Source organism: Faecalicatena faecalis, from assembly GCF_012524165.2.
Lineage (GTDB): Bacteria > Bacillota > Clostridia > Lachnospirales > Lachnospiraceae > Faecalicatena_A > Faecalicatena_A faecalis.
Window position 1 is genome coordinate 195,308 of the sequence record NZ_JABACJ020000004.1, and the last position, 19,636, is coordinate 214,943.

Annotated in this window: 19 protein-coding genes, 1 tRNA gene and 1 pseudogene; 17 read left to right on the plus strand and 4 right to left on the minus strand. The window is 43.7% G+C overall.

The window, feature by feature from the left end:
* The first annotated feature begins 75 nt into the window (after positions 1-75).
* From HGO97_RS06805 to HGO97_RS06825, 5 genes are all read left to right on the plus strand, one after another.
* Positions 76-447 carry a GntR family transcriptional regulator gene (locus HGO97_RS06805; RefSeq protein WP_216240551.1) on the plus strand — a complete coding sequence of 124 codons (372 nt, stop codon included), beginning with the start codon at positions 76-78 and terminating at the stop codon, positions 445-447.
* Between the two features lie 5 nt (positions 448-452).
* Complete coding sequence (locus tag HGO97_RS06810; RefSeq protein WP_216240602.1) at positions 453-1,301, plus strand: ATP-binding cassette domain-containing protein; 849 nt, start codon at positions 453-455, stop codon at positions 1,299-1,301.
* Positions 1,298-1,954 (plus strand): ABC-2 transporter permease, encoded by a 657-nt coding sequence (locus tag HGO97_RS06815; RefSeq protein ID WP_216240552.1) that lies wholly within the window; start codon positions 1,298-1,300, stop codon positions 1,952-1,954. The genes HGO97_RS06810 and HGO97_RS06815 overlap by 4 nt, the downstream gene beginning before the upstream one ends.
* 191 nt (positions 1,955-2,145) lie before the next feature.
* Positions 2,146-3,174, plus strand: a complete 1,029-nt coding sequence (locus tag HGO97_RS06820; protein ID WP_216240553.1) for a cell wall hydrolase — start codon at positions 2,146-2,148, stop codon at positions 3,172-3,174.
* 219 nt (positions 3,175-3,393) lie between these two features.
* A tRNA-Thr gene (locus HGO97_RS06825) sits at positions 3,394-3,466 on the plus strand.
* Between the two features lie 113 nt (positions 3,467-3,579).
* On the opposite strand, the gene dtd is transcribed toward HGO97_RS06825, so the two are convergent.
* The gene (dtd, locus tag HGO97_RS06830; protein ID WP_216240554.1) at positions 3,580-4,026 is read right to left on the minus strand and encodes a D-aminoacyl-tRNA deacylase; all 447 of its coding nucleotides are present in this window, start codon (positions 4,024-4,026) and stop codon (positions 3,580-3,582) included.
* A gap of 146 nt (positions 4,027-4,172) precedes the next feature.
* Here dtd and HGO97_RS06835 point away from each other — a divergent pair, with 146 nt between their 5' ends.
* Positions 4,173-5,534 carry an MATE family efflux transporter gene (locus HGO97_RS06835; RefSeq protein ID WP_216240555.1) on the plus strand — a complete coding sequence of 454 codons (1,362 nt, stop codon included), beginning with the start codon at positions 4,173-4,175 and terminating at the stop codon, positions 5,532-5,534.
* Between the two features lie 15 nt (positions 5,535-5,549).
* Here the strand turns inward: HGO97_RS06835 and HGO97_RS06840 are convergent, their stop codons facing one another.
* A complete protein-coding gene (locus HGO97_RS06840; RefSeq protein ID WP_216240556.1) occupies positions 5,550-6,071 on the minus strand; it encodes a DUF6512 family protein in 522 nt (173 codons plus the stop codon).
* A 227-nt stretch (positions 6,072-6,298) separates the two neighbouring features.
* Between HGO97_RS06840 and HGO97_RS06845 the strand changes: the two genes are divergently transcribed.
* The 4 genes from HGO97_RS06845 to HGO97_RS06860 all read left to right on the plus strand — a co-directional run bounded on the left by HGO97_RS06845 (position 6,299) and on the right by HGO97_RS06860 (position 9,939).
* Positions 6,299-6,640: a hypothetical protein gene (locus HGO97_RS06845; RefSeq protein WP_216240557.1), complete on the plus strand. Its 342-nt coding sequence runs from the start codon at positions 6,299-6,301 to the stop codon at positions 6,638-6,640.
* Between the two features lie 413 nt (positions 6,641-7,053).
* Positions 7,054-7,569: an RNA polymerase sigma factor gene (locus HGO97_RS06850; protein WP_216240558.1), complete on the plus strand. Its 516-nt coding sequence runs from the start codon at positions 7,054-7,056 to the stop codon at positions 7,567-7,569.
* Between the two features lie 4 nt (positions 7,570-7,573).
* Positions 7,574-9,052, plus strand: coding sequence for a DUF4367 domain-containing protein (locus HGO97_RS06855; RefSeq protein ID WP_216240559.1), 1,479 nt, complete (start codon positions 7,574-7,576; stop codon positions 9,050-9,052).
* 188 nt (positions 9,053-9,240) lie between these two features.
* A complete protein-coding gene (locus tag HGO97_RS06860; protein ID WP_216240560.1) occupies positions 9,241-9,939 on the plus strand; it encodes an NUDIX domain-containing protein in 699 nt (232 codons plus the stop codon).
* A 25-nt stretch (positions 9,940-9,964) separates the two neighbouring features.
* Here the strand turns inward: HGO97_RS06860 and HGO97_RS06865 are convergent, their stop codons facing one another.
* Positions 9,965-11,425, minus strand: coding sequence for a sodium-dependent transporter (locus HGO97_RS06865; protein WP_216240561.1), 1,461 nt, complete (start codon positions 11,423-11,425; stop codon positions 9,965-9,967).
* A gap of 193 nt (positions 11,426-11,618) precedes the next feature.
* On the opposite strand from HGO97_RS06865, the gene HGO97_RS06870 reads away from it, so the two are divergent.
* Together HGO97_RS06870 and pdxR are read left to right on the plus strand one after the other, a co-directional pair.
* Complete coding sequence (locus HGO97_RS06870; protein WP_216240562.1) at positions 11,619-13,286, plus strand: glutamine--tRNA ligase/YqeY domain fusion protein; 1,668 nt, start codon at positions 11,619-11,621, stop codon at positions 13,284-13,286.
* 119 nt (positions 13,287-13,405) lie between these two features.
* The gene (pdxR, locus tag HGO97_RS06875; protein WP_216240563.1) at positions 13,406-14,809 is read left to right on the plus strand and encodes a MocR-like pyridoxine biosynthesis transcription factor PdxR; all 1,404 of its coding nucleotides are present in this window, start codon (positions 13,406-13,408) and stop codon (positions 14,807-14,809) included.
* A gap of 181 nt (positions 14,810-14,990) precedes the next feature.
* Here pdxR and HGO97_RS06880 read toward each other — a convergent pair whose 3' ends face one another.
* Complete coding sequence (locus HGO97_RS06880) at positions 14,991-15,284, minus strand: hypothetical protein (protein WP_216240564.1); 294 nt, start codon at positions 15,282-15,284, stop codon at positions 14,991-14,993.
* Positions 15,285-15,414: 130 nt separating this feature from the next.
* Here HGO97_RS06880 and cls point away from each other — a divergent pair, with 130 nt between their 5' ends.
* From cls to HGO97_RS24505, 5 genes and pseudogenes are all read left to right on the plus strand, one after another.
* Positions 15,415-16,989, plus strand: coding sequence for a cardiolipin synthase (cls, locus tag HGO97_RS06885; protein WP_216240565.1), 1,575 nt, complete (start codon positions 15,415-15,417; stop codon positions 16,987-16,989).
* A 208-nt stretch (positions 16,990-17,197) separates the two neighbouring features.
* Positions 17,198-18,478 carry an adenylosuccinate synthase gene (locus HGO97_RS06890; protein WP_216240566.1) on the plus strand — a complete coding sequence of 427 codons (1,281 nt, stop codon included), beginning with the start codon at positions 17,198-17,200 and terminating at the stop codon, positions 18,476-18,478.
* A 194-nt stretch (positions 18,479-18,672) separates the two neighbouring features.
* The gene (locus tag HGO97_RS06895; RefSeq protein ID WP_216240567.1) at positions 18,673-18,879 is read left to right on the plus strand and encodes a hypothetical protein; all 207 of its coding nucleotides are present in this window, start codon (positions 18,673-18,675) and stop codon (positions 18,877-18,879) included.
* A 14-nt stretch (positions 18,880-18,893) separates the two neighbouring features.
* Complete coding sequence (locus HGO97_RS06900) at positions 18,894-19,259, plus strand: hypothetical protein (RefSeq protein WP_216240568.1); 366 nt, start codon at positions 18,894-18,896, stop codon at positions 19,257-19,259.
* 18 nt (positions 19,260-19,277) lie between these two features.
* Positions 19,278-19,592 (plus strand): annotated as a pseudogene (locus tag HGO97_RS24505) (CPBP family glutamic-type intramembrane protease); the annotation flags it as partial.
* Between the last annotated feature and the right edge of the window lie 44 nt (positions 19,593-19,636).

Genomic DNA, 19,636 nt, shown 5'->3' on the forward strand with positions numbered 1-19,636 from the left:
TAAAATAAACAGTATATAACAGTTGACAACAGTTATATACTGTTATATACTGTTTATGAACAAAGGAGGATTGCCATGAAGTTAATCATTAATAATTCTTCCATGCAGCCGATCTATGAACAGATTCAGACACAGATCAGGACCATGATCATGCAGGGAGAACTGGCAGAAGACACGATGCTGCCGTCTGTCAGAAGCTTGGCAAAGGAACTCAGGGTCAGTGCACTGACCATAAAGAAGGCATATGACGCGCTGGAACAGGAGGGGTTTATTGTAACTGTTCACGGAAAGGGGAGTTTTGTTTCATGTGCCAACCAGGAATTCATGCTGGAAGAAAAGAAGAAAGAAGTGGAAGCTGACCTTGAGATGGCCATCAGGAAGGGCAGAAGCTGTGGTATGAGCAATCAGGAACTTACAGACCTGTTTCAAATCATTTTGGAGGACTAACGATGATACTGAAATTAGAAAATGTTGAAAAACATTATGAACAATTTGACTTAAAATGTTCCCTTGAAGTACATAAGGGCTGTGTAACTGGGTTGATCGGCCAGAATGGGGCCGGGAAGAGTACTACATTTAAAGCGATTCTGGGCCTTATTAATACAGATGGCGGGAAGATAGAGGTATTTGGAAAAGAAATCAAGAGCCTTTCTGCAAAAGACAAGGAAGAGATCGGTGTGGTCCTGTCAGATTCCGGCTTTAGTGGATATCTGACGGTGAAGGATATTCTTCCGATTCTCACCAGTATGTATTCTGCATTTGACCAGAACGATTTCCTGAAAAAATGCAGACATTTTAGTATTCCTATGGATAGGAAGATAAAGGAATTCTCAACAGGTATGAAGGCGAAGCTCAAGGTGCTGGTGGCGATGTCACACAATGCAAAGCTTCTGATTCTGGATGAGCCGACAGCAGGTCTGGACGTGATCGCCAGAGATGAACTGTTAGACCTGATGAGGGAATATATGGAACAGGGAGATGCTTCTATTCTGATCAGTTCCCACATTTCCAGTGACCTGGAAGGACTGTGCGACGATATCTATATGATCCATGACGGACAGATCATCATGCATGAGGAGACCGACCGGCTTCTCGGCGATTATGGCGTACTCAAGGTAACAGCACAGGAGTATGATAAGCTGGATAAGCGGTATATCCTGAAGCGGAAAAAGGAGCATTATGGATATAGCTGCCTGACGAATGAGAAGCAGTATTATCTGGACAATTATCGCGGAATAACCGTGGAAAAAGGAAATATTGACGAAGTCATCACAATGATGATAAGGGGGGAAGAAAAATGAAAGGATTATTGATCAAGGATTTTAAGCTATTAAAAAGCCAGACCAATTTTTTCATTACTATATTTATCATAGGAATTCTGCTTATGGTCATGCAGGGAAGTCCTATTATTCCAATCAGTTATGGTACTTTGATGTTCTCTATGTTTACACTGAGCACCATCAGCTACGATGAATTTGACAATTGCAATGCGTTTTTATTCACCCTTCCGGTCACCCGTAAACAGTATGTACTTGAAAAATATGTTTTTGGAATTCTGGTAGCCGTGATTCCATGGGCAGTCTCAACTGGAATATCCGTGATATATCAGACGATTAAAAATCCAGGGGAGGACCTGACAGAGCTCCTGATATCTGCGCCGGTCATGCTGTGTTTTGCACTTGTTTTTCTGGGACTTACATTGCCCGTTCAGTTAAAATTCGGGGCAGATAAGGGCCGGATGGCCATGTTTGGAGTGATGGGAGTGATTGTAGTCATCGGTTTTGTCATTGGATTTGTGTTGAAATCGCTGGGAATCCCTCTGGAAGAGATGATCAGCAACCTGACAACAATGGGCCTTGCAGGTCTGTTAGGAGCAATCCTTACGTTCTGTGCAGTACTGTGGGTAATTTCCTACTCCGTATCCTTAAAGATCATTGTAAAGAAACAATTTTAACTATATCAGGGAATGGAAGAAGCAGATGCCAAATATCCGCTTTTGTAAAAATTTATAATTCCTGGAAATCCGCGGAAAAGCGAGCCTTTTGAGGGTGCCTCCGCGGATTTTTGATTTTAGAAATTGCGTCCCGGGCAATCTTGTAGTATAATATCTGAACAGACGACTTTTCAGAAAGGAATCTCTATTTTATGAAACGATTTTCGAAACAAAAGCTTAATGCGGGAATTGCTCTTATCTGTCTGATTGCACTGGTATGTCCGCCAGTTTTAGGACAGGCAAAGGAGTTTTCATCCGCACAGGAGAAAGCAGCGAATCTGCAGTCAGAATTAGACGGGATTAATAAGGAGCTAGCTTCCATCAGTGAAGAGATTGCTTCCATTGAGATGCAGACAGAGATGATGTCCGCGGAGATTCTGCGTACCGAGGATTCCTTAAGTGCTGCGAAGAAGGACGAGGAGAAGCAGTATGAGGACATGAAGGCACGAATCAAGTATATGTATGAGACCGGAGATGCCACCTTGTTAGAGTTGCTTTTCTCAGCAGAGAATATGACAGACTTCCTCAATAAGGCGGAATTTGTCCAGAACGTCAGTGATTATGACCGGGAGATGCTGGACAAGCTGACCGAGATCAGCAATGATATTGAGGCGAAAGAGAAGACCCTAAAGGCACAGAAGAAGGCCTTAAGTGATTTGAAGAAGGAGCTGGGCGAGCAGCAGAAGGAGCTTGAGAAGAAGGCGGATGAGACATCGACAGATTTGGATGCACTCAAAGCGCAGATGCAGCGGGAGGCGGTAGAAGCGTCTGGGACTGTTATAATGAATACAGATGGAAGAGTTATACATGAGAGTGCAATGTCTGTATCTGGAAGTGAGACGATTTTACTAGCAGCAATTCTTGAATGCGAGGCATATCAGGATTATAATTCCCTTTTAGCTGTTGCTACAGTGATTATGAACAGGGTCAATGATTCCCGTTTCCCGAACACAATAACAGAAGTGGTGTATGCATCGAATCAGTTTGAGCCAGTTACCAAAGGAAGCATTGATGCAGTACTTTCGAGGGGACCAAGTGATCTGTCCCTGCAGGTGGCAAAGGATGCCTTGAATGGTGCAAGACTTGCGGCTGTGGCAGACTGTTATTTCTTCCTTTATGCAGGCGCTACCAATAAGGGCGGTGTCAACGTAGGGAATAACGTCTTTTTCCAGAGCTGGTAATGTAGAAGAAAAATCAGGTAAGAGCCTGACGGAACCCTTTTTATCATAAGGATGAAAGGTTTCGTCAGGCTTTCTAATTGGTCTCGGACGAGCTTATGTGTGATCTTACACAAGGAGAACACTTCATGTGGGATATTTGGAAAAATATTTGAAAAATCTTATTGACAAGTAGAGTGATTTTAGTGTATATTAATACCGTTGCGTAGGAAATACGCGCAGGCTGTCGTGGCTCAGCCGGTAGAGCGTCGCCTTGGTAAGGCGGAGGTCGGCGGTTCGATTCCGCTCGACAGCTTTATATAGAGACTTTCAGAGAGTTAGACTTTCTGGAGGTCTTTTTCTTTTTTAGAAATTTAAGAAGAGCCTCCCGAACAGGAAGACTCTTAAAATATTATCAGGATACGATTTCTAAAGCTGTTCAGAATCCAGTACAATTGTGAATGGCCCGTCATTGACAAGACTCACCTTCATATCAGCACCAAAGCTTCCCGTCTCGACGATCGGCACGATATCCTTACATTTTTTGATGATATACTCATACAGAGCATTGGCCTTCTCTGGCTTTCCAGCTTCAATGAAACTTGGACGGTTGCCCTTCTTGCAGTTCGCATAAAGGGTGAACTGGGAGATGAGCAGGAGACTTCCGTCTACATCGGCCAGGGAGAGATTGGTCTTCCCGTCCTGATCTTCAAAGATACGAAGGCCGGTCATCTTGCGGATCATTTTATCTGCGATCTCCTCATTGTCACTGTCAGAAACCCCGATCAATACCATAAATCCTTTCTGAATTTCTCCGATAACCTCCTGATTCACTGTCACAGAGGCTTGTGTGACTCTTTGTATTACAAATTTCATATGGTAAATACCTCCTTTTACTACAGACTTTATTTTATACTTATGGTAGAATAAAGTCTATAAGGAAATCTAAAAAAGTCTGCTTTCTAAAAAGTACTTTGCCGGGGATTTCCAGGTATGAATTGAGAATGAGGGAGATTTTACTTATGAAGAAGACAACAATCATGACAGAAGGCACAATCTGGAAAAAACTGCTATTTTTTGCAATCCCATTGATTTTGGGGAATCTGTTCCAACAACTTTATAATACAGTGGATTCTATTATTGTTGGGAATTATATTGGGAGCGAGGCTCTGGCTGCCGTGGGGGCGAGCAGTTCGGTTGTCAGCCTCTTGATCGGATTCTGTATTGGAGCATCTGCAGGTGCGGGAGTCGTCATTTCTCAATTTTTTGGGGCACAGGATAGAGAGGGTTTAAGAAAAGCTGTACATACGACTGTAGCTCTTTCTATTGCCGCAGGTATTGTGATGACCGTAGTCGGGGTACTATTGACTCCTCTGATTCTGCGAGCTATGGGGACGCCGTCAGAAGTCTTTGCGCAGGCATCGATTTATCTGCAGGTATATTTCGGCGGAATTGTATTTTCGGTCATCTATAATATGGCTGCGGGAATTCTGAATGCGGTGGGGAACTCCAAACGTTCACTCGTATATCTGCTGATTGCCGCATGTTCGAATATTGTCCTGGATCTGTTGTTCGTAGTGGTGTTTAAAATGGGAATTATTGGTGCGGCACTGGCAACAGATATCAGCCAGCTTCTCTCCTGTATTTTCATCCTTTTGTTCCTGACGAGGACAGATGAGATGTATAAGGTCAGGATTCGGGAAATCCGGTTCTATGACAATTTGTTGGGGAAGATTTTGAGAATTGGACTGCCTACGGGTGTACAGAATATTGTGATCTCACTTTCGAATGTCATCGTGCAGTCGACGGTCAATAGCTTTGGGGCTGTTGTGATGGCTGGATTTGCGGCCTATATCAAGATTGACGGCTTTAATCTGCTTCCAGTACTGAGCATCAGTATGGCGGCGACCACATTTACGGGGCAGAATATTGGGGCAGGAAAGCTTGACAGGGTAAAGAAATGTATGGTGACTTCCGTTGCGATGGGAGTCGTGTATACGGTATCTACTGGAATTCTTTTGCTGGCATTTGCTCCACAGGTGATTGGTGTGTTTACGAAGAACATGGAGGTCGTGAACTGTGGTGTGTATATTATGAAGTTCTTCTGTCCATTTTATTGGATGCTTGCCATCCTGCAGATTCTTTCAGGAACGATCCGCGGTGCGGGCAAGACCATGGAGACAATGTTCGTCTTTTTGATTTCATTATGTCTCTATCGGATCGTCTGGATCTGGGGAAGTATGGCATACAAGCACAGCCTGGATCTGCTGATGATGGTCTACCCTACATCCTGGCTGGTGGGGGCGGTGCTGATCCTGCTCTATGGATGGAAAGGAAAATGGATGCCAAAGGTGGGACAGGGAATCAATCAAGTCACTTCTTAAAGTGCGGTGTATCTTTTAGGGGATGGCGAACAGGCCGATATCCGGTGGATAATAGGTGAAGATCAGGAAACATACGCCCAGTATCAGCACTCCGATGAAATATAGAAAAGTGTATCTTTTCCTTCCGGCGGAGAGAAGCAGGCGGCATCGGATTAGAATTCCAATAGCAGCGCTGATGAGAAATGTCAGGATATCCAGCACAAGGTTATGGCTTCCGATGATTCCAGTATAAGTATAAAAGAGGATGGGAATCAGCAGCGTACCTGCCAGGACACCTGCCAGATCGGCCCTGAGAAGGTGCGGATAGGACCTGTATAGGAACCAGAATTCTGCCAGAAAATAGATCAGCATAGGAAAATAAAGCAGCTTCATGTGTTCCCATGTGGACTCATTGACTGGGGTGACCAGACCGACAAGGAATTGGTAAGAGGACCATTCATAGACAAAGTGGAGCAGGCTCCCGACTGTACCGACAAAAAGGATTCCAATCAGGGAGCTGATACATAGTTTTTTATGTTTCCGATAAAAGCGTTTCATGAGGTAAACCTCCATAAGTATTATTTTTTAAAAAATGAATTCTATCAGACCTGTTTTTAAAATAGTATGGACAAAAATCTTTGTTTATAAACATCCAGGCAACGCTACGATTTGTCGAATATTGTAAAATAAAGTCGGAAAGTAATGAGACGGCTATGAGACTATGATATAATTATAGAAAATCTAAGGTGTTTTACGGGTATAGGCTGAGATAGAGGAGGGGCGCTATGAGAGGCCTTACGAAGGAAGAACTTGAACCTTTGAAGAACCTTTTGGAAGAACTTTCGGTTTTTGTAAAAGAGCTTCATATCGAGGAAATCCCCTATTTTTCCAGATTTATAGAAAATATGAAAAACAATCTGGAAATATGCCGTCTTGTTCACTATGAAGATTGGGAACAGATGAACCATTTGCTAAAGAGAGACTGGTCAGCGGCAAATCAAACATTGATAGGAATACCGGATTTTGACATCTGTGTTGAGAATCCGGTGGAAAAGGAGGAGTTGAACTGCCGGTTTCTGGAGCTTGTATCAGGGATAGAAAGTTATCTGTGGAAGCTTAAGGAATAGGTTTTGAAGGGAATTATTAAAAAGAGAAAAAGAAAATGAGTGTGGGGTGACCACATATAGAGACAGGTCCTGGAGGTGCAGGACAATGCTATTGTGTTGGTACATATAAGAGGCAGGCTGCAAAGTCCTTTTTCAATCATGGAGAAAGGACATGCAGACTGCCTTTTCTTTATAGTATAGAACAAAAATAGAGCGATATGAAGGAAAAATAATCGACATGAAACAATTTGAGTCTTCATCCCGTCTAATTAGTATACCTGGGAGGCAGATAATAGTATATGCCCTTTGGGCGGGTATGCAGCCAGAGCTGTGGAAGAAAATAAGGACTGGTATTACGGATGGCAGGACGCCGGCGGATGCTTTTATGTGTACCAGTTTGGGAACCAGCAGGGATAAAGAAGGGAGGAATCCGCTTGAAATATCTGATTAAAAGGGCACAAAAAAGGGATGACCAAGCTTTTTTAGAGTTAATGGAAATCGAAAAGCAGGATATGTATAAGGTGGCAAGAAGTTATCTGCGCTCTCCAGAAGATATTGCAGATGCCATACAGGAGACGATTGTTACATGTTATGAGAAGATTGACGGGTTAAAAGAGCCAAAATACTTTAAGACATGGCTGATTCGGATTCTGATAAATAAGTGTAATGATATCCTTCGTATGGAGAAGAAGGAATCTCTTCAGGAAGTGTTTCCAGAACAGGGGGATATGTGTATGGCTTATCAAGAATGCGAGTTTGAGGACCTTATGAAGGAATTAGATGAGAAATACCGGATCATATTGCTTTTGTATTATGCAGAAGGGTTTAAAATCAGGGAAATCGCCCAGATTCTGGAGCTGGAGGAGAATACCGTGAAAACGAGACTTGTCAGAGGCAGGCGGCAGTTCGAGAAAATATACAAGCTGGAGCCTGTGAGTTCAAGGAGGTAATAAAGTGAAAAAGGAGTATTCAAAGAAGGAAATAGAAAGAATCCTAAAGAGTGAGGTCGAGATTCCAAAAGCAGTGGATCAAGGAATCTCCAGGGCTTACAGGGAAATCGGGATAGATACAAAGGTGACCATGAAGTATACAAAAAAGCATAGAGCTCTGGCAGCGGTTGCGATTGTTGCGGCAATGGTGACAGGATTGTCCATTGTGACGTTTGCCGCGAATAAGTTTTTGAATGCGTATCTCGTAGACGAAGGGGACAACAAGGTAGGTTATCAGTTTGAAATAGACAGGACAAAAGAAGCACATGCAGTTAAAGTGGAGCCCACATATATACCAGATGGCTATGTACCTGCGAATGTAAATGATCCAGAAGGCGGGAAATGGAAGAATGAGAATACAGGAGGAGATATCAGTGTGTACTCTTATAATGCAGCAGAACTGGATGATCTTGAACGAAAAGGAGAGCTGCCTTTTCAGAATCTGGAGAAGGATAAAAATCTTAAGAGTCTGGAAATCAGTGGGATGAAGACAGATGTTTTCGTCAGTGATGATTTTTATACGGACAGTGATAAGACGATAAAAGATATTTATCTGTTTAATGAAGAGAATGGGTACATGGTCTGTGTATGGAGTAAAAGTGATTTGTCCGCGGATGAAATGATTAAAGTCGCTAAGGGTGTGAAGGTGACAGTTCTGGATACGGTGGTTCCATATACATCTGACGAAGATGTTGCTGAGGAACAAAAGGCAGATAAGATGTTTCAGGAGGCCGAGGATAAGAAGGTGGAGGCAGGAGTCTCAAAGGATCAGATTTTTAAGATTGGTCAGGAAGTAAAGAATCCAGTCGAAACATCAAGAGCATACGAGGATATCAGATATACGGTAGAGGATATCCAGGTAAAGGATGCACTGTCTCTGGATGAATATCCGGCAGAAAATTATGTGAATTATGCCGATGAGATGGCACCGTGGGTGAACCCGGATGGTACATTAAAACCACATGACAGATATCGAAAACGGACATCAACTGATGCGGATGCAGTCTTGGAGAAGGATGTTGCATCGAAGTATATCGTTGTGAAGATGAAGGCGGTCAATCACGGGAAAACAGGAGCCGGCACAGAGGATGATTATGGAGTCAGTATGGCACCAGATCTGTCAACGCTGGAACCAAGAGAAGATGGAAATTATTCTTATCCGTCTTCTTACTTCCTCAAAGGGAATGAAAGCTATGAATTACAGTGGGAGTCTGGGAATTTTAGCAGCTTTCCGGTATATTTTGATAAGATATATCATACAAAAGGGATTGACCGGATTAAAGCTGCTCTGATAAGACCCCTTCAGGCAGGAGAAGAATTAGAATATACGCTCATTTATGTCATAGATGAGGACCAACTGGATCATGCATACCTGGAATTTTATCAGGGAGTGGCATCCGCAGAGGAAATCGTGGCGACTCCTTACGTGAAGATCACGAAGTAAGATGATACAGAAATGATTTACAGGGGCATATTAATTTCATATAATAATAAAATAGGGACGAGGAAAATTCCTTGTCTCTATTTTATAATATGGACAATTTTTGTTCCCGGCATCCTGAAAGGATAAGGATAAGACACACGGGACCGGGGAGACAGCAATCACAAGAGCGGGAACGCAGGAGGTAAAATATGCCGTCATTTTTAGAAGATATCACACCATTTTACGGGACAGGAGAGCGAAATGCTGCAGGACAGACGTTGGAGGAATTTTTGGAGGCTTACGATCCGTATCGATATAAGACCCCCAGTTGTACCACAGACGCGGTCGTGTTTTCCTGTATGGGAGAGCTGGGACCATCTCTGGAAGGATTAAAGATTCTGCTGGTAAAACGAAGCAACCATCCGACGATAGGTTTTTGGGCTCTTCCGGGAGGTTTCATAGATTTGAAAGAAAATCTGGACGATACGGCAAGACGGGAACTCATGGAGGAGACAGGAGTAGAGGACCTGGCGCTTGAGCAGATCGGAGCATATGGGGATTACGACAGAGACCCAAGGGCCCGGGTCATAACGACAGCCTATATGGCGCTGGTCGATGAACGGGATGTGCAGGTCAAGGCAGGGGATGATGCTGCGGATGCAGTTTGGTGTCAAATATCGATAGAGACTGTGGAGGAGATTTCCCGGGATACAGATATTACCAGAAGGTATCTTCTGCATTTTGTGAATCAAGAGAAGGAATTGGATACTACGGCTAAAGTCCTCCATATCCTGCGGAAAGGTCTGATTAGGGAAGAAAAGTTCATGGTCGAAAAAAAGGGGATGATTGCCGCCGACCATGCGGCAATCATAGCACAGGCATTGACTGTTTTACGAGGCAGACTGTAAAGGAATCAGGCCCTTTTGCTCACATTTATTTCTTAGGCTTCGCTCTGGAAACCATCAGGATCATTCCGAGGAATAAAAATGCGATTACCATCCAGATTACGAAGATGGCCGTGCTTTGTCCGCTGAACATATCATAATAACCTTTCAGGTAGATGATCACAACGACCCAGGGGAGCACATAGGTCATATAACCGCGCACCTTTTCTGGAAACTTCATGCCCTGCCCACTGTTGGCTTCCTGGATAAAATTTTTCCATCCCCAGCCATTTTTATGGGTGCAGAAAAGCAGGTATACCACTGACCCGAGCGGCAGGATATTGTTGGATACCAGGAAATCCTCCAGGTCCATGATATTTGTCCCGGCTCCCAGCGGCTGGAAGTCCGACCAGACGCTGAATCCCAGAATACAAGGGATACTGAGGACTGCAATCAGCAGAATATTAATGCCCACAGATTTTTTTCTGCTGAAATGAAATAAGTCCATTCCGAAGGAAACGATATTTTCGAAGACTCCTACGATAGTAGAGAGCGCTGCGAAGAATAGGAACAGGAAGAACAAAGAGCCCCAGATTCTTCCGCCAGTCATCTGTGTGAAGATATTTGGCAGGGTGATAAATACAAGTCCCGGTCCGGCAGCAGGCTCTACATGAAATGCGAAGCAGGCCGGAATGACGATCAGACCGGCTACCAGGGCAACAAATGTATCCAGGATTACAATACTCAAGGACTCACCAGTCAGGGAACGGGATTTATCCAGGTAACTACCGAAAATCGCCATTCCGCCCATTCCGATACTTAAGGTGAAGAAGGCCTGACTCATTGCACCAAAAATGACGTTTCCGATGCCGTTTTCTACCATTTTATGAAAATCAGGTACAAGATAAAAGCGCAGCCCCTCTGCAGAACCAGATAAAGTAATAGAGCGGACTGCCAGCACAACCATGATAGCAAGGAGGCAGAGCATAGTTACCTTCATGATCTTTTCCACACCTTTTTGCAGTCCAATACTGCAAATGCCGAATGCAATCAGAATTACGATTACGGTCCAAATCATCAAAGTTCCTGGGGAAGCCAGCATTTGGTCATAGCTTTGGGTGACCTGCTTAGAAGTGACATCTGTAAAGTCCCCTTTTGCCATGCGAAAACAGTAGTACAGCATCCAGCCGCCGACCATAGAGTAGAACATGACCAATATGTAATTGCCCGCGATGGCGAACCAGCGCGTAAAATGCCAGCGTGTGCCCTCAGGCTCCAGTGCATTATAAGATGTGGCGATACTTTTCTGGCTGGCACGTCCCACACTGAACTCACAGACGATAATCGGCATTCCCAGAATCGCCAGAAAGACCAAGTATATCAGGATAAAAGCTGCCCCGCCGAATTTCCCGGTCATATACGGGAATTTCCATACATTTCCCAGCCCGATCGCACAGCCCGCTGATACCAGAATAAAACCAAGGCGGGAACCAAATTTTTCTCTTTTCATAAACAACCTCCCTAATTTTCAGAAAACGGAGCGCAAAAGGGACTGACCCTTTTTAATCCACTGCCGCTTTAAACCAAAACAGTATATCACAGAATTGAGAAAAAGGAAATAAAATATTGTTTTCCAGTCCTTGTCGGGGCATACATTTTATGGTAAGATAATTGGCAGAATGTTACTACATGAGGAGGAAACCATGGCAAACGATACAATTTCTAAAAATTTTATTGAGCAGGAGATAGATAAGGATCTGGCGGAGGGCGTGTATGATCACGTCTGTACAAGATTCCCGCCAGAGCCGAATGGATACCTGCATATAGGACATGCCAAGTCTATTCTTTTGAATTATGGGCTGGCACAGGAATATGATGGAACATTCCATATGCGTTTTGATGATACGAACCCGACGAAGGAAAAGGTGGAGTTCGTAGAGTCTATTAAGGAAGATATCAAGTGGCTGGGGGCTGACTGGAAGGATCACCTTTACTTCGCATCTGATTATTTTGATCAGATGTACGAATATGCGGTGAAGTTGATCAAGAAAGGGAAGGCCTATGTTTGCGATCTTTCCCCGGAAGAGATTCGAGAATACAGAGGAACTCTGACAGAGCCTGGAAAGAACAGTCCTTATAGGAATCGTTCTGTGGAGGAGAACCTGGAGCTGTTCCAGAATATGAGGGACGGCAAGTACAAGGATGGGGAGAAGGTGCTCCGTGCGAAGATCGATATGGCCTCACCGAATATCAATATGAGAGACCCGATCATCTACCGCGTTGCCCGCATGAGCCATCATAATACAGGAGATAAGTGGTGCGTTTATCCGATGTATGATTTTGCCCATCCTTTGGAGGATGCAATCGAGGGAATCACCCATTCGATCTGTACATTGGAGTTTGAAGATCACAGACCGCTGTATGACTGGGTAGTAAAGGAATGTGAATTCGAGAATCCGCCGAGACAGATCGAGTTCGCAAAGCTGTACCTGACCAATGTTGTGACAGGAAAGCGTTATATTAAGAAGCTTGTCGAGGACGGCATTGTGGATGGATGGGACGATCCGCGTCTTGTTTCCATCGCTGCTTTGAGAAGAAGAGGATTTACACCAGAATCTATCAAGATGTTCATTGATATGTGCGGCGTTTCCAAGAGCCAGAGCTCTGTGGATTATGCGATGCTGGAGTACTGCATCCGCGAGGACCTCAAGATGAAGAAGCCTCGTATGATGGCAGTATTAGATCCGATCAAGCTTGTGATCGATAATTACCCAGAAGGAGAAGTGGAGTATCTGGATGTAGCCAACAATCTGGAAAATGAAGAGCTTGGTTTTCGGAAGGTTCCGTTCTGTCGTGAGCTTTACATTGAGAGGGAAGACTTCATGGAGGAGCCTCCGAAGAAGTATTTCCGTCTCTTCCCGGGCAATGAGGTCCGCTTGATGCATGCATACTTTGTAAAATGTGAAAGCTTTGTAAAGGATGAGAACGGCAAAGTGATCGAAGTACACTGTACTTATGATCCAGAGACAAAGTGCGGCAGCGGCTTTACGGGAAGAAAAGTAAAAGGAACGATCCATTGGGTACCGGCTCCGTTTGCACAGAAGGCAGAGGTCAGATTGTATGAGAATCTGGTAGACGAGGAGAAGGGAGTATATAACAAGGAGGATGGTTCTCTGAACCTGAACCCGAATTCCTTGACCATATTGAAAGACTGCTATGTAGAGCCGAGCTTCGGTGATGCAAAAGCATATGACAGCTTCCAGTTCGTGAGAAATGGATATTTCTGCATCGATGCGAAGGATTCCAAGCCAGATGCGCTTGTATTTAATAGAATCGTTTCCTTAAAGAGTTCGTTTAAATTGCCGAAATAGTCTATGAACGGGTAAAAGAATAGAAAGGGGCAGGTCTCACATGAAAGAGGACCTGTCCCTTTGATGATTGAAAAAATGCTTGACCGCAGAGATGATGACAGAGACATGGGGGTGACAGGATGAATGAGTTGACTATTAATCTTCAGCCAAAATCAGAAGTCCCGTTATATGAACAAATTTACAATTATATTAAAAAGGATATCCAGACTAAGAGGATTCAAAGCGGCGAAAAGCTTCCTTCCACCCGCGCATTGAGCAAATACCTTGAGGTGAGCCGCAGTACGGTGGAGCTTGCATATGAGCAGCTTTTATCGGAAGGATATGTGGAGGCAGAACCTTGCAGGGGATATTTTGCGGCCCAGATTGATGAGCTCTACCAGCTTAAGCCGGAGACGCGCAGTATGAATGATATGCCGCGCAGGAAGGAGCCGCAGTATTTGTTTGATTTTACCCCCAATGGCGTAGATTTGAACAGCTTTCCTTATAATGCATGGCGTAAGCTCTCCCGGGAATGCCTGCTGGATGACAAGGCAGAGATGTTCCGTTTGGGAGAACCCCAGGGGGAATATGGATTAAGGTGCGCTATCTGTGATTATCTTCACCAGGCCAGAGGTGTGAACTGTCAGCCCGGACAGATTATTGTGGGGGCAGGGAATGATTATCTGCTCATGCTTTTGACTACCGTAATTGGGAGGGAACACAAGGTTGCCCTTGAGAACCCGACCTATAAGCAGGCATACCGGCTTTTTAAAAGTCTTTCCTATGAGGTCTGTACAGTAGATATGGATTCGAAAGGAATGGAAATCGGGAAACTAGAGGATTCCGGTGCAGACATCGCATTTGTGATGCCGTCCCATCAGTATCCGCTGGGAATTGTTATGCCTATCAAAAGACGGATGTCTTTGCTGAAATGGGCGGATGAAAAGGAAGGACGCTATATCATCGAAGACGATTATGACAGTGAGTTCCGCTACAAGGGGAAACCAATTCCCGCGCTGCAGGGATATGACAGTCGGGGGAAGGTCATTTATATGGGAACCTTTTCCAAGTCCATTGCACCAGCCATCCGTATGAGCTACATGGTCCTTCCGCCCCCCCTTTTAAAATGCTATCAGGAGCGGAGCCGTTTCCTGAGTTCTACTGTTTCCAAGGTGGATCAGATGATACTTGAAAAATTTTTGAAAGAGGGGTATTATGAACGTCATCTGAACAAGACGAGAGCCCTATATAAGAACCGGCACGATATTCTCCTGGGCTGTTTGAAAAGTCTTTTGGACAGATGCGAAATTTCCGGGGAAAATGCAGGAGTTCATCTTCTCCTTCATTTTCAAAATAGGATGACAGAGGAGGAGCTGATCCGGCGGGCCGGAGAAAAAGGAGTGAAGGTCTATGGACTTTCAGAATATTTCATTGAGCCGCAGGAGAAGGAACGGGCCACGATCCTGCTGGGGTATGCGAATATGAATGAAGAAAAGATAGAAAAAGCGGTGCAGATACTGGATGAAGCATGGAGAAAGAAATAAAGATTTCGGCGGGCCGAAATCTTGCGCCAAAGCGCGGCCGCCTGCGGCCATCTTCCTCTTGCGCGAAGTGCGCATCTTACCCAGAGGGGGGTTATTATACAGGAAAGTACGAAGAACTTTCCTGTATAATAAAAACAGGATTGAGACGTGATACCGTTTCAATCCTGTGAAAATTCAAAATCTATTCTTCTTTTGCTTCTTGTTCAGGAGCCTTGTTAGCTTTTTCCTCCTGGTCGGAAGTACCCTCTGCCGTTGATTCGGCAGCAGCCTCCGTCGTGCGTTTGAGCGGAACGTATCCCCTATCTCCAACAGGCTGTAAATCGCTGTCTAAGTCAAAATCGTCTTCTTCTGTAAAGTCCTGGCTGTCATCGCAGTTACAGTCATCGCATCTGCCTTTGCAGAAATATGCTATAATAAGGCCAATTGCAGAACCGATAGCCGCAAGACTTACGAACCATTTTAAAAACTTTTTCAATGTATAAGTCTCCTTTCTATGGGATAATAACTAGTATTCTTTTCTATTGTAATACTTTTTGAGGATAATTACAATATTGGAAAGTAAATTAGGATTGAGATTTGAATAAAGGAGTGTGTGACAAGGCAACATGGAAAATAAAACTGCTAAAAAAGCAAAGAAACAAGCCAAGAAAGGAATCTTGAGCGTTGTGTTCAGCCGTACTGCGCTGATTTTTCTCCTGCTGTTGATACAGCTTTTGATGATGGTAGGAATCGCAACGTTTCTAAAAGACTACATTATTTATGTATATGGAATACTGAATGTGGTCGGGGCCATCATCGTGATCTACATTATTAATCAGAGGGGGAATCCGGCGTTCAATATGACATGGGTATTGTTGATTCTGATTTTTCCTGTGTTCGGCTGTCTGTTCTATCTATATGTAAAAGGGGAGTTCGGAACGAAATATATTGGAAAGCGCCTTGGCAAGCTGAAACTGGATACATATCCATATATGGAGCAGAGACCGGGAATCATCGATGATCTACGCCTGAGCAAGCCGGCCAATGCGAATCTGGCACATTATATGAAGCACCAACTGTGTTTTCCTACATACCGGAATACAAAAGCCACCTACTTTTCTTGTGGGGAAGAAAAATTTCCGGCTCTGCTGGAACAATTGGAAAAGGCAGAAAAGTTCATCTTTATGGAATATTTTATTGTAGGGGAAGGGTACATGTGGGATACGATTCTTGAGGTCTTGAAACGAAAGGCACAGGAAGGCGTAGAGGTTCGGTTCATGTACGATGGGATGTGCAGTATCTCCCTGCTTCCATATAATTACCCAAAGATCATCCGTAAATATGGAATCCAATGTAAGATGTTCAGTCCAATCCGTCCGGTGCTGTCTACGACGCAGAATAACAGGGACCACCGAAAAATCTGTGTTGTGGACGGGAAAGTAGGATTTACCGGAGGAATCAATCTGGCAGATGAATATATTAATAAAAAGGTGCGCTTTGGATACTGGAAGGATACAGCAATTATGCTGGAAGGCGATGCCGTGCAGAGCCTGACCATGCTGTTTCTGCAGATGTGGAATGCGACCGAATTAAAATATGGGGAGCAGTATCAGAATTATCTGACGCCAATGTCCACAGAGCTGCACAGGGAGCTGGGATTTATGATTCCATATGGGGACAGTCCATACGATAATGAAGATGTGGGGGAAGAGGTATATTTCCACATCTTGAATCATGCGAAAAAATATGTCCATATCATGACTCCCTATCTGATTCTGGACAATGAAATGCTTGACACCCTGACAAGAGCCGCAAAAAGTGGAATCGAGGTATGTATCATCATGCCGCATATCCCGGATAAGTGGTATGCATTCGCTGTTGCCAAGACATTCTACAGGGATTTGATTGAGGCAGGCGTACAGATCTACGAATTTACTCCTGGATTTGTGCATGCAAAGATTTTCGTGTCAGATGACGATACAGCAACGGTCGGGACAATCAACCTGGATTACCGGAGCTTGTATCTGCATTTCGAATGCGGTGTGTTCATCTATAACAATCCCGTGGTCCGGGAAATCGAGGCGGATTTCCAGAAGACCTTGAAACAGTGTCAACGTATCAGCGTCAGCGATTTAAAGAAAATCAGTCCGTTCATGGCAATCTGCGGAAGAGTGCTGCGGCTGATTGCACCGTTGATGTAGGAAAGATTTGCATAAGGGGCAGACCCCTTTGAAAAAGTCCGTTTGTAACATAAAACTGCATAAGGGTCGAACCCTTATGCAGTTTTAAAGAAAAATCGAAATAGTGTTTTACAGATTGAAGAAAGTATAGTATAATTTTTAGGGTAGTTCGTTTATAAGAACTGCTAATAGAGGTTTTTAAGCGATAATGTACGCAGGAGGGTTTGAAATGGTAAAAGCAGTAGTAGGTGCTAACTGGGGCGATGAGGGAAAAGGCAAGATTACAGATATGCTTGGTAAAGAAGCCGATATCATTGTCCGTTTCCAGGGGGGAGCGAATGCAGGCCATACCATCATTAATGATTATGGGAAGTTTGCGCTGCATACACTGCCATCTGGTGTGTTTTATGACCATACAACAAGTATCATAGGCAATGGAGTGGCACTGGATGTCCCAGTGTTATTCAAAGAGATTCAGTCCATCGTTGATCAGGGGGTTCCGCAGCCAAAGATTCTGGTATCTGACCGTGCGCAGATCGTGATGTCCTATCACAAGAATTTTGATGCATATGAAGAAGAGCGTCTGGCAGGTAAATCTTTTGGATCTACGAAGTCAGGAATTGCACCTTTCTATTCAGACAAGTATGCAAAAATTGGTTTCCAGGTAAGCGAGCTGTTCGATGATGAGCTGCTGAAAGAGAAAGTTGTGCGCGTGGCAGAGCAGAAGAATGTACTGTTAGAGCATTTATACCACAAACCACTGATTGATCCTGACGATTTATATAAGGAACTTATCGGATACAAAGAGATGATCGCTCCGTATGTATGTGATGTGTCTCTGTATCTTCACAATGCATTGAAGGAAGGCAAGAATATCCTTCTGGAAGGACAGCTCGGTTCCCTGAAAGACCCGGATCATGGAATTTATCCGATGGTAACTTCCTCCTCCACACTTGCAGCTTATGGTGCGATCGGAGCAGGAATTCCGCCATACGAGATCAAGCAGATCATCACAGTATGCAAGGCATACTCCAGTGCGGTCGGAGCAGGCGCTTTTGTAAGTGAGATTTTCGGTGAAGAGGCAGACGAGTTAAGACGCCGCGGCGGTGACGGCGGAGAATTCGGTGCAACGACAGGACGCCCGAGACGTATGGGATGGTTCGACTGTGTTGCTTCCAAGTATGGATGCAGAATGCAGGGAACAACAGATGTGGCATTCACCGTTTTAGATGTCCTGGGATACCTGGATGAGATTCCGGTATGTGTAGGATACGAGATCAATGGGGAAGTGACAACAGATTTCCCGGTAACACATCTGCTTGAGAAAGCAAAACCAGTACTTAAGACACTTCCGGGATGGAAATGTGATATCCGCGGAATTAAGAAATATGAAGATCTTCCAGAGAACTGCAGAAAGTACATCGAGTTCGTAGAGCAGGAGATTGGCTATCCGATCACGCTGATCAGTAATGGACCGGGAAGAGACGATATCATTTACCGCAATAAATAGTATAGATTTATAATAAGTAGAATAGAAGGAGAATGGCAGAAAGGTTTTGTTTCTGCCATTCTCTTTTGCTTTTCTTTCTTTTACGGAAATAAGTCTAACAAGATGTAAGAGAAGTGGTATAATGAATACAATAGTTGGAAATATTCGCGGTGAACAGATGAATTATCAGAAAATAACAAAAGGGGGACCACTTTATGGAGCGGGTAAAAAATAAAAAATCTGACTTAATAGAAATTTTAATATTTTTTTCTGTGTCATACGGAATGTCCTTATTTTGTGGAAGCCTTATCTATCTTGGTATTTATGAAAATTCAGAAAAAATGTCAACGTTTATGATGTTAACACCTGCGACTGGAGTTGTATTGGCTAAGATGTGTTCGAGGAGTGAAAAAAAGAAATAAGCCGGTTACATAAAATGATAATCCTTGTTTTTGGAATTACATTATTAGGGCTGGTATTAAGAGCAACAGGTGTTATAAGTGAACAGTTGTTTAATACTTCTCTTCATATACCCGTATTCGTAATAAGTATTATCGCGTTCGTATACTCCTGGGTATTTTGTCCAGAATTAAGTCCCTTTAAGAATATAAAAGTCGGTGTGAAGTATCTTTTGATTTATGCTGCAATAAATATTGCGGTGATTTTGATCATGAATTTAGAAGGAGTCGATTACGGGCTTTTCGTGGGACTTTGTTTATCGGTTGCATATTTTCCTACCCAGTGTTTACTTACGTTTGGGGAGGAGTATGGGTGGAGAGGATATCTGCAGCCGTTACTTTAAAAAAAATTTGGAAAGCGTTGGGGCGTTATTTTAGTTGGAATCCTCTGGCAAATATGGCATGTACCATTTTATTTTCCAGACAAGTTTTGGGATGGGAGAATATTGTTTGCGAGATTTATATTTCTTCCAGCACTTTCAGTAGTCTTAGGATATGTATACATGAAAACAGAAAATGTATGGTTGGTTGCGTATATGCATTTTATAACGAATCTAATTTTAGGAGGTTTCCTGCCTGTTTATACGGATATACGTTATCCGGTTGCCTTGCTTCTTATTTCTTGTATCTGGTTTTTACTTCTCTTCACAAAAGAATACAAAAATACGAAACAATAGGAGAACAGCGGGCCTCTCTGCTGTGTAAACTAACTTATAAATGT

What these genes read in the sequence shown, in the direction of transcription:
- HGO97_RS06865 (WP_216240561.1), bottom strand. Translation starts at nt 11,425, where the DNA reads ATGAAAAGAGAAAAATTTGGTTCCCGCCTTGGTTTTATTCTGGTATCA.
- HGO97_RS06860 (WP_216240560.1), top strand. Translation starts at nt 9,241, where the DNA reads ATGCCGTCATTTTTAGAAGATATCACACCATTTTACGGGACAGGAGAG.
- HGO97_RS06895 (WP_216240567.1), top strand. Translation starts at nt 18,673, where the DNA reads ATGGAGCGGGTAAAAAATAAAAAATCTGACTTAATAGAAATTTTAATA.
- HGO97_RS06840 (WP_216240556.1), bottom strand. Translation starts at nt 6,071, where the DNA reads ATGAAACGCTTTTATCGGAAACATAAAAAACTATGTATCAGCTCCCTG.
- HGO97_RS06805 (WP_216240551.1), top strand. Translation starts at nt 76, where the DNA reads ATGAAGTTAATCATTAATAATTCTTCCATGCAGCCGATCTATGAACAG.
- dtd (WP_216240554.1), bottom strand. Translation starts at nt 4,026, where the DNA reads ATGAAATTTGTAATACAAAGAGTCACACAAGCCTCTGTGACAGTGAAT.
- HGO97_RS06870 (WP_216240562.1), top strand. Translation starts at nt 11,619, where the DNA reads ATGGCAAACGATACAATTTCTAAAAATTTTATTGAGCAGGAGATAGAT.
- HGO97_RS06890 (WP_216240566.1), top strand. Translation starts at nt 17,198, where the DNA reads ATGGTAAAAGCAGTAGTAGGTGCTAACTGGGGCGATGAGGGAAAAGGC.
- HGO97_RS06835 (WP_216240555.1), top strand. Translation starts at nt 4,173, where the DNA reads ATGAAGAAGACAACAATCATGACAGAAGGCACAATCTGGAAAAAACTG.
- HGO97_RS06815 (WP_216240552.1), top strand. Translation starts at nt 1,298, where the DNA reads ATGAAAGGATTATTGATCAAGGATTTTAAGCTATTAAAAAGCCAGACC.
- pdxR (WP_216240563.1), top strand. Translation starts at nt 13,406, where the DNA reads ATGAATGAGTTGACTATTAATCTTCAGCCAAAATCAGAAGTCCCGTTA.
- HGO97_RS06820 (WP_216240553.1), top strand. Translation starts at nt 2,146, where the DNA reads ATGAAACGATTTTCGAAACAAAAGCTTAATGCGGGAATTGCTCTTATC.
- cls (WP_216240565.1), top strand. Translation starts at nt 15,415, where the DNA reads ATGGAAAATAAAACTGCTAAAAAAGCAAAGAAACAAGCCAAGAAAGGA.
- HGO97_RS06900 (WP_216240568.1), top strand. Translation starts at nt 18,894, where the DNA reads ATGATAATCCTTGTTTTTGGAATTACATTATTAGGGCTGGTATTAAGA.
- HGO97_RS06845 (WP_216240557.1), top strand. Translation starts at nt 6,299, where the DNA reads ATGAGAGGCCTTACGAAGGAAGAACTTGAACCTTTGAAGAACCTTTTG.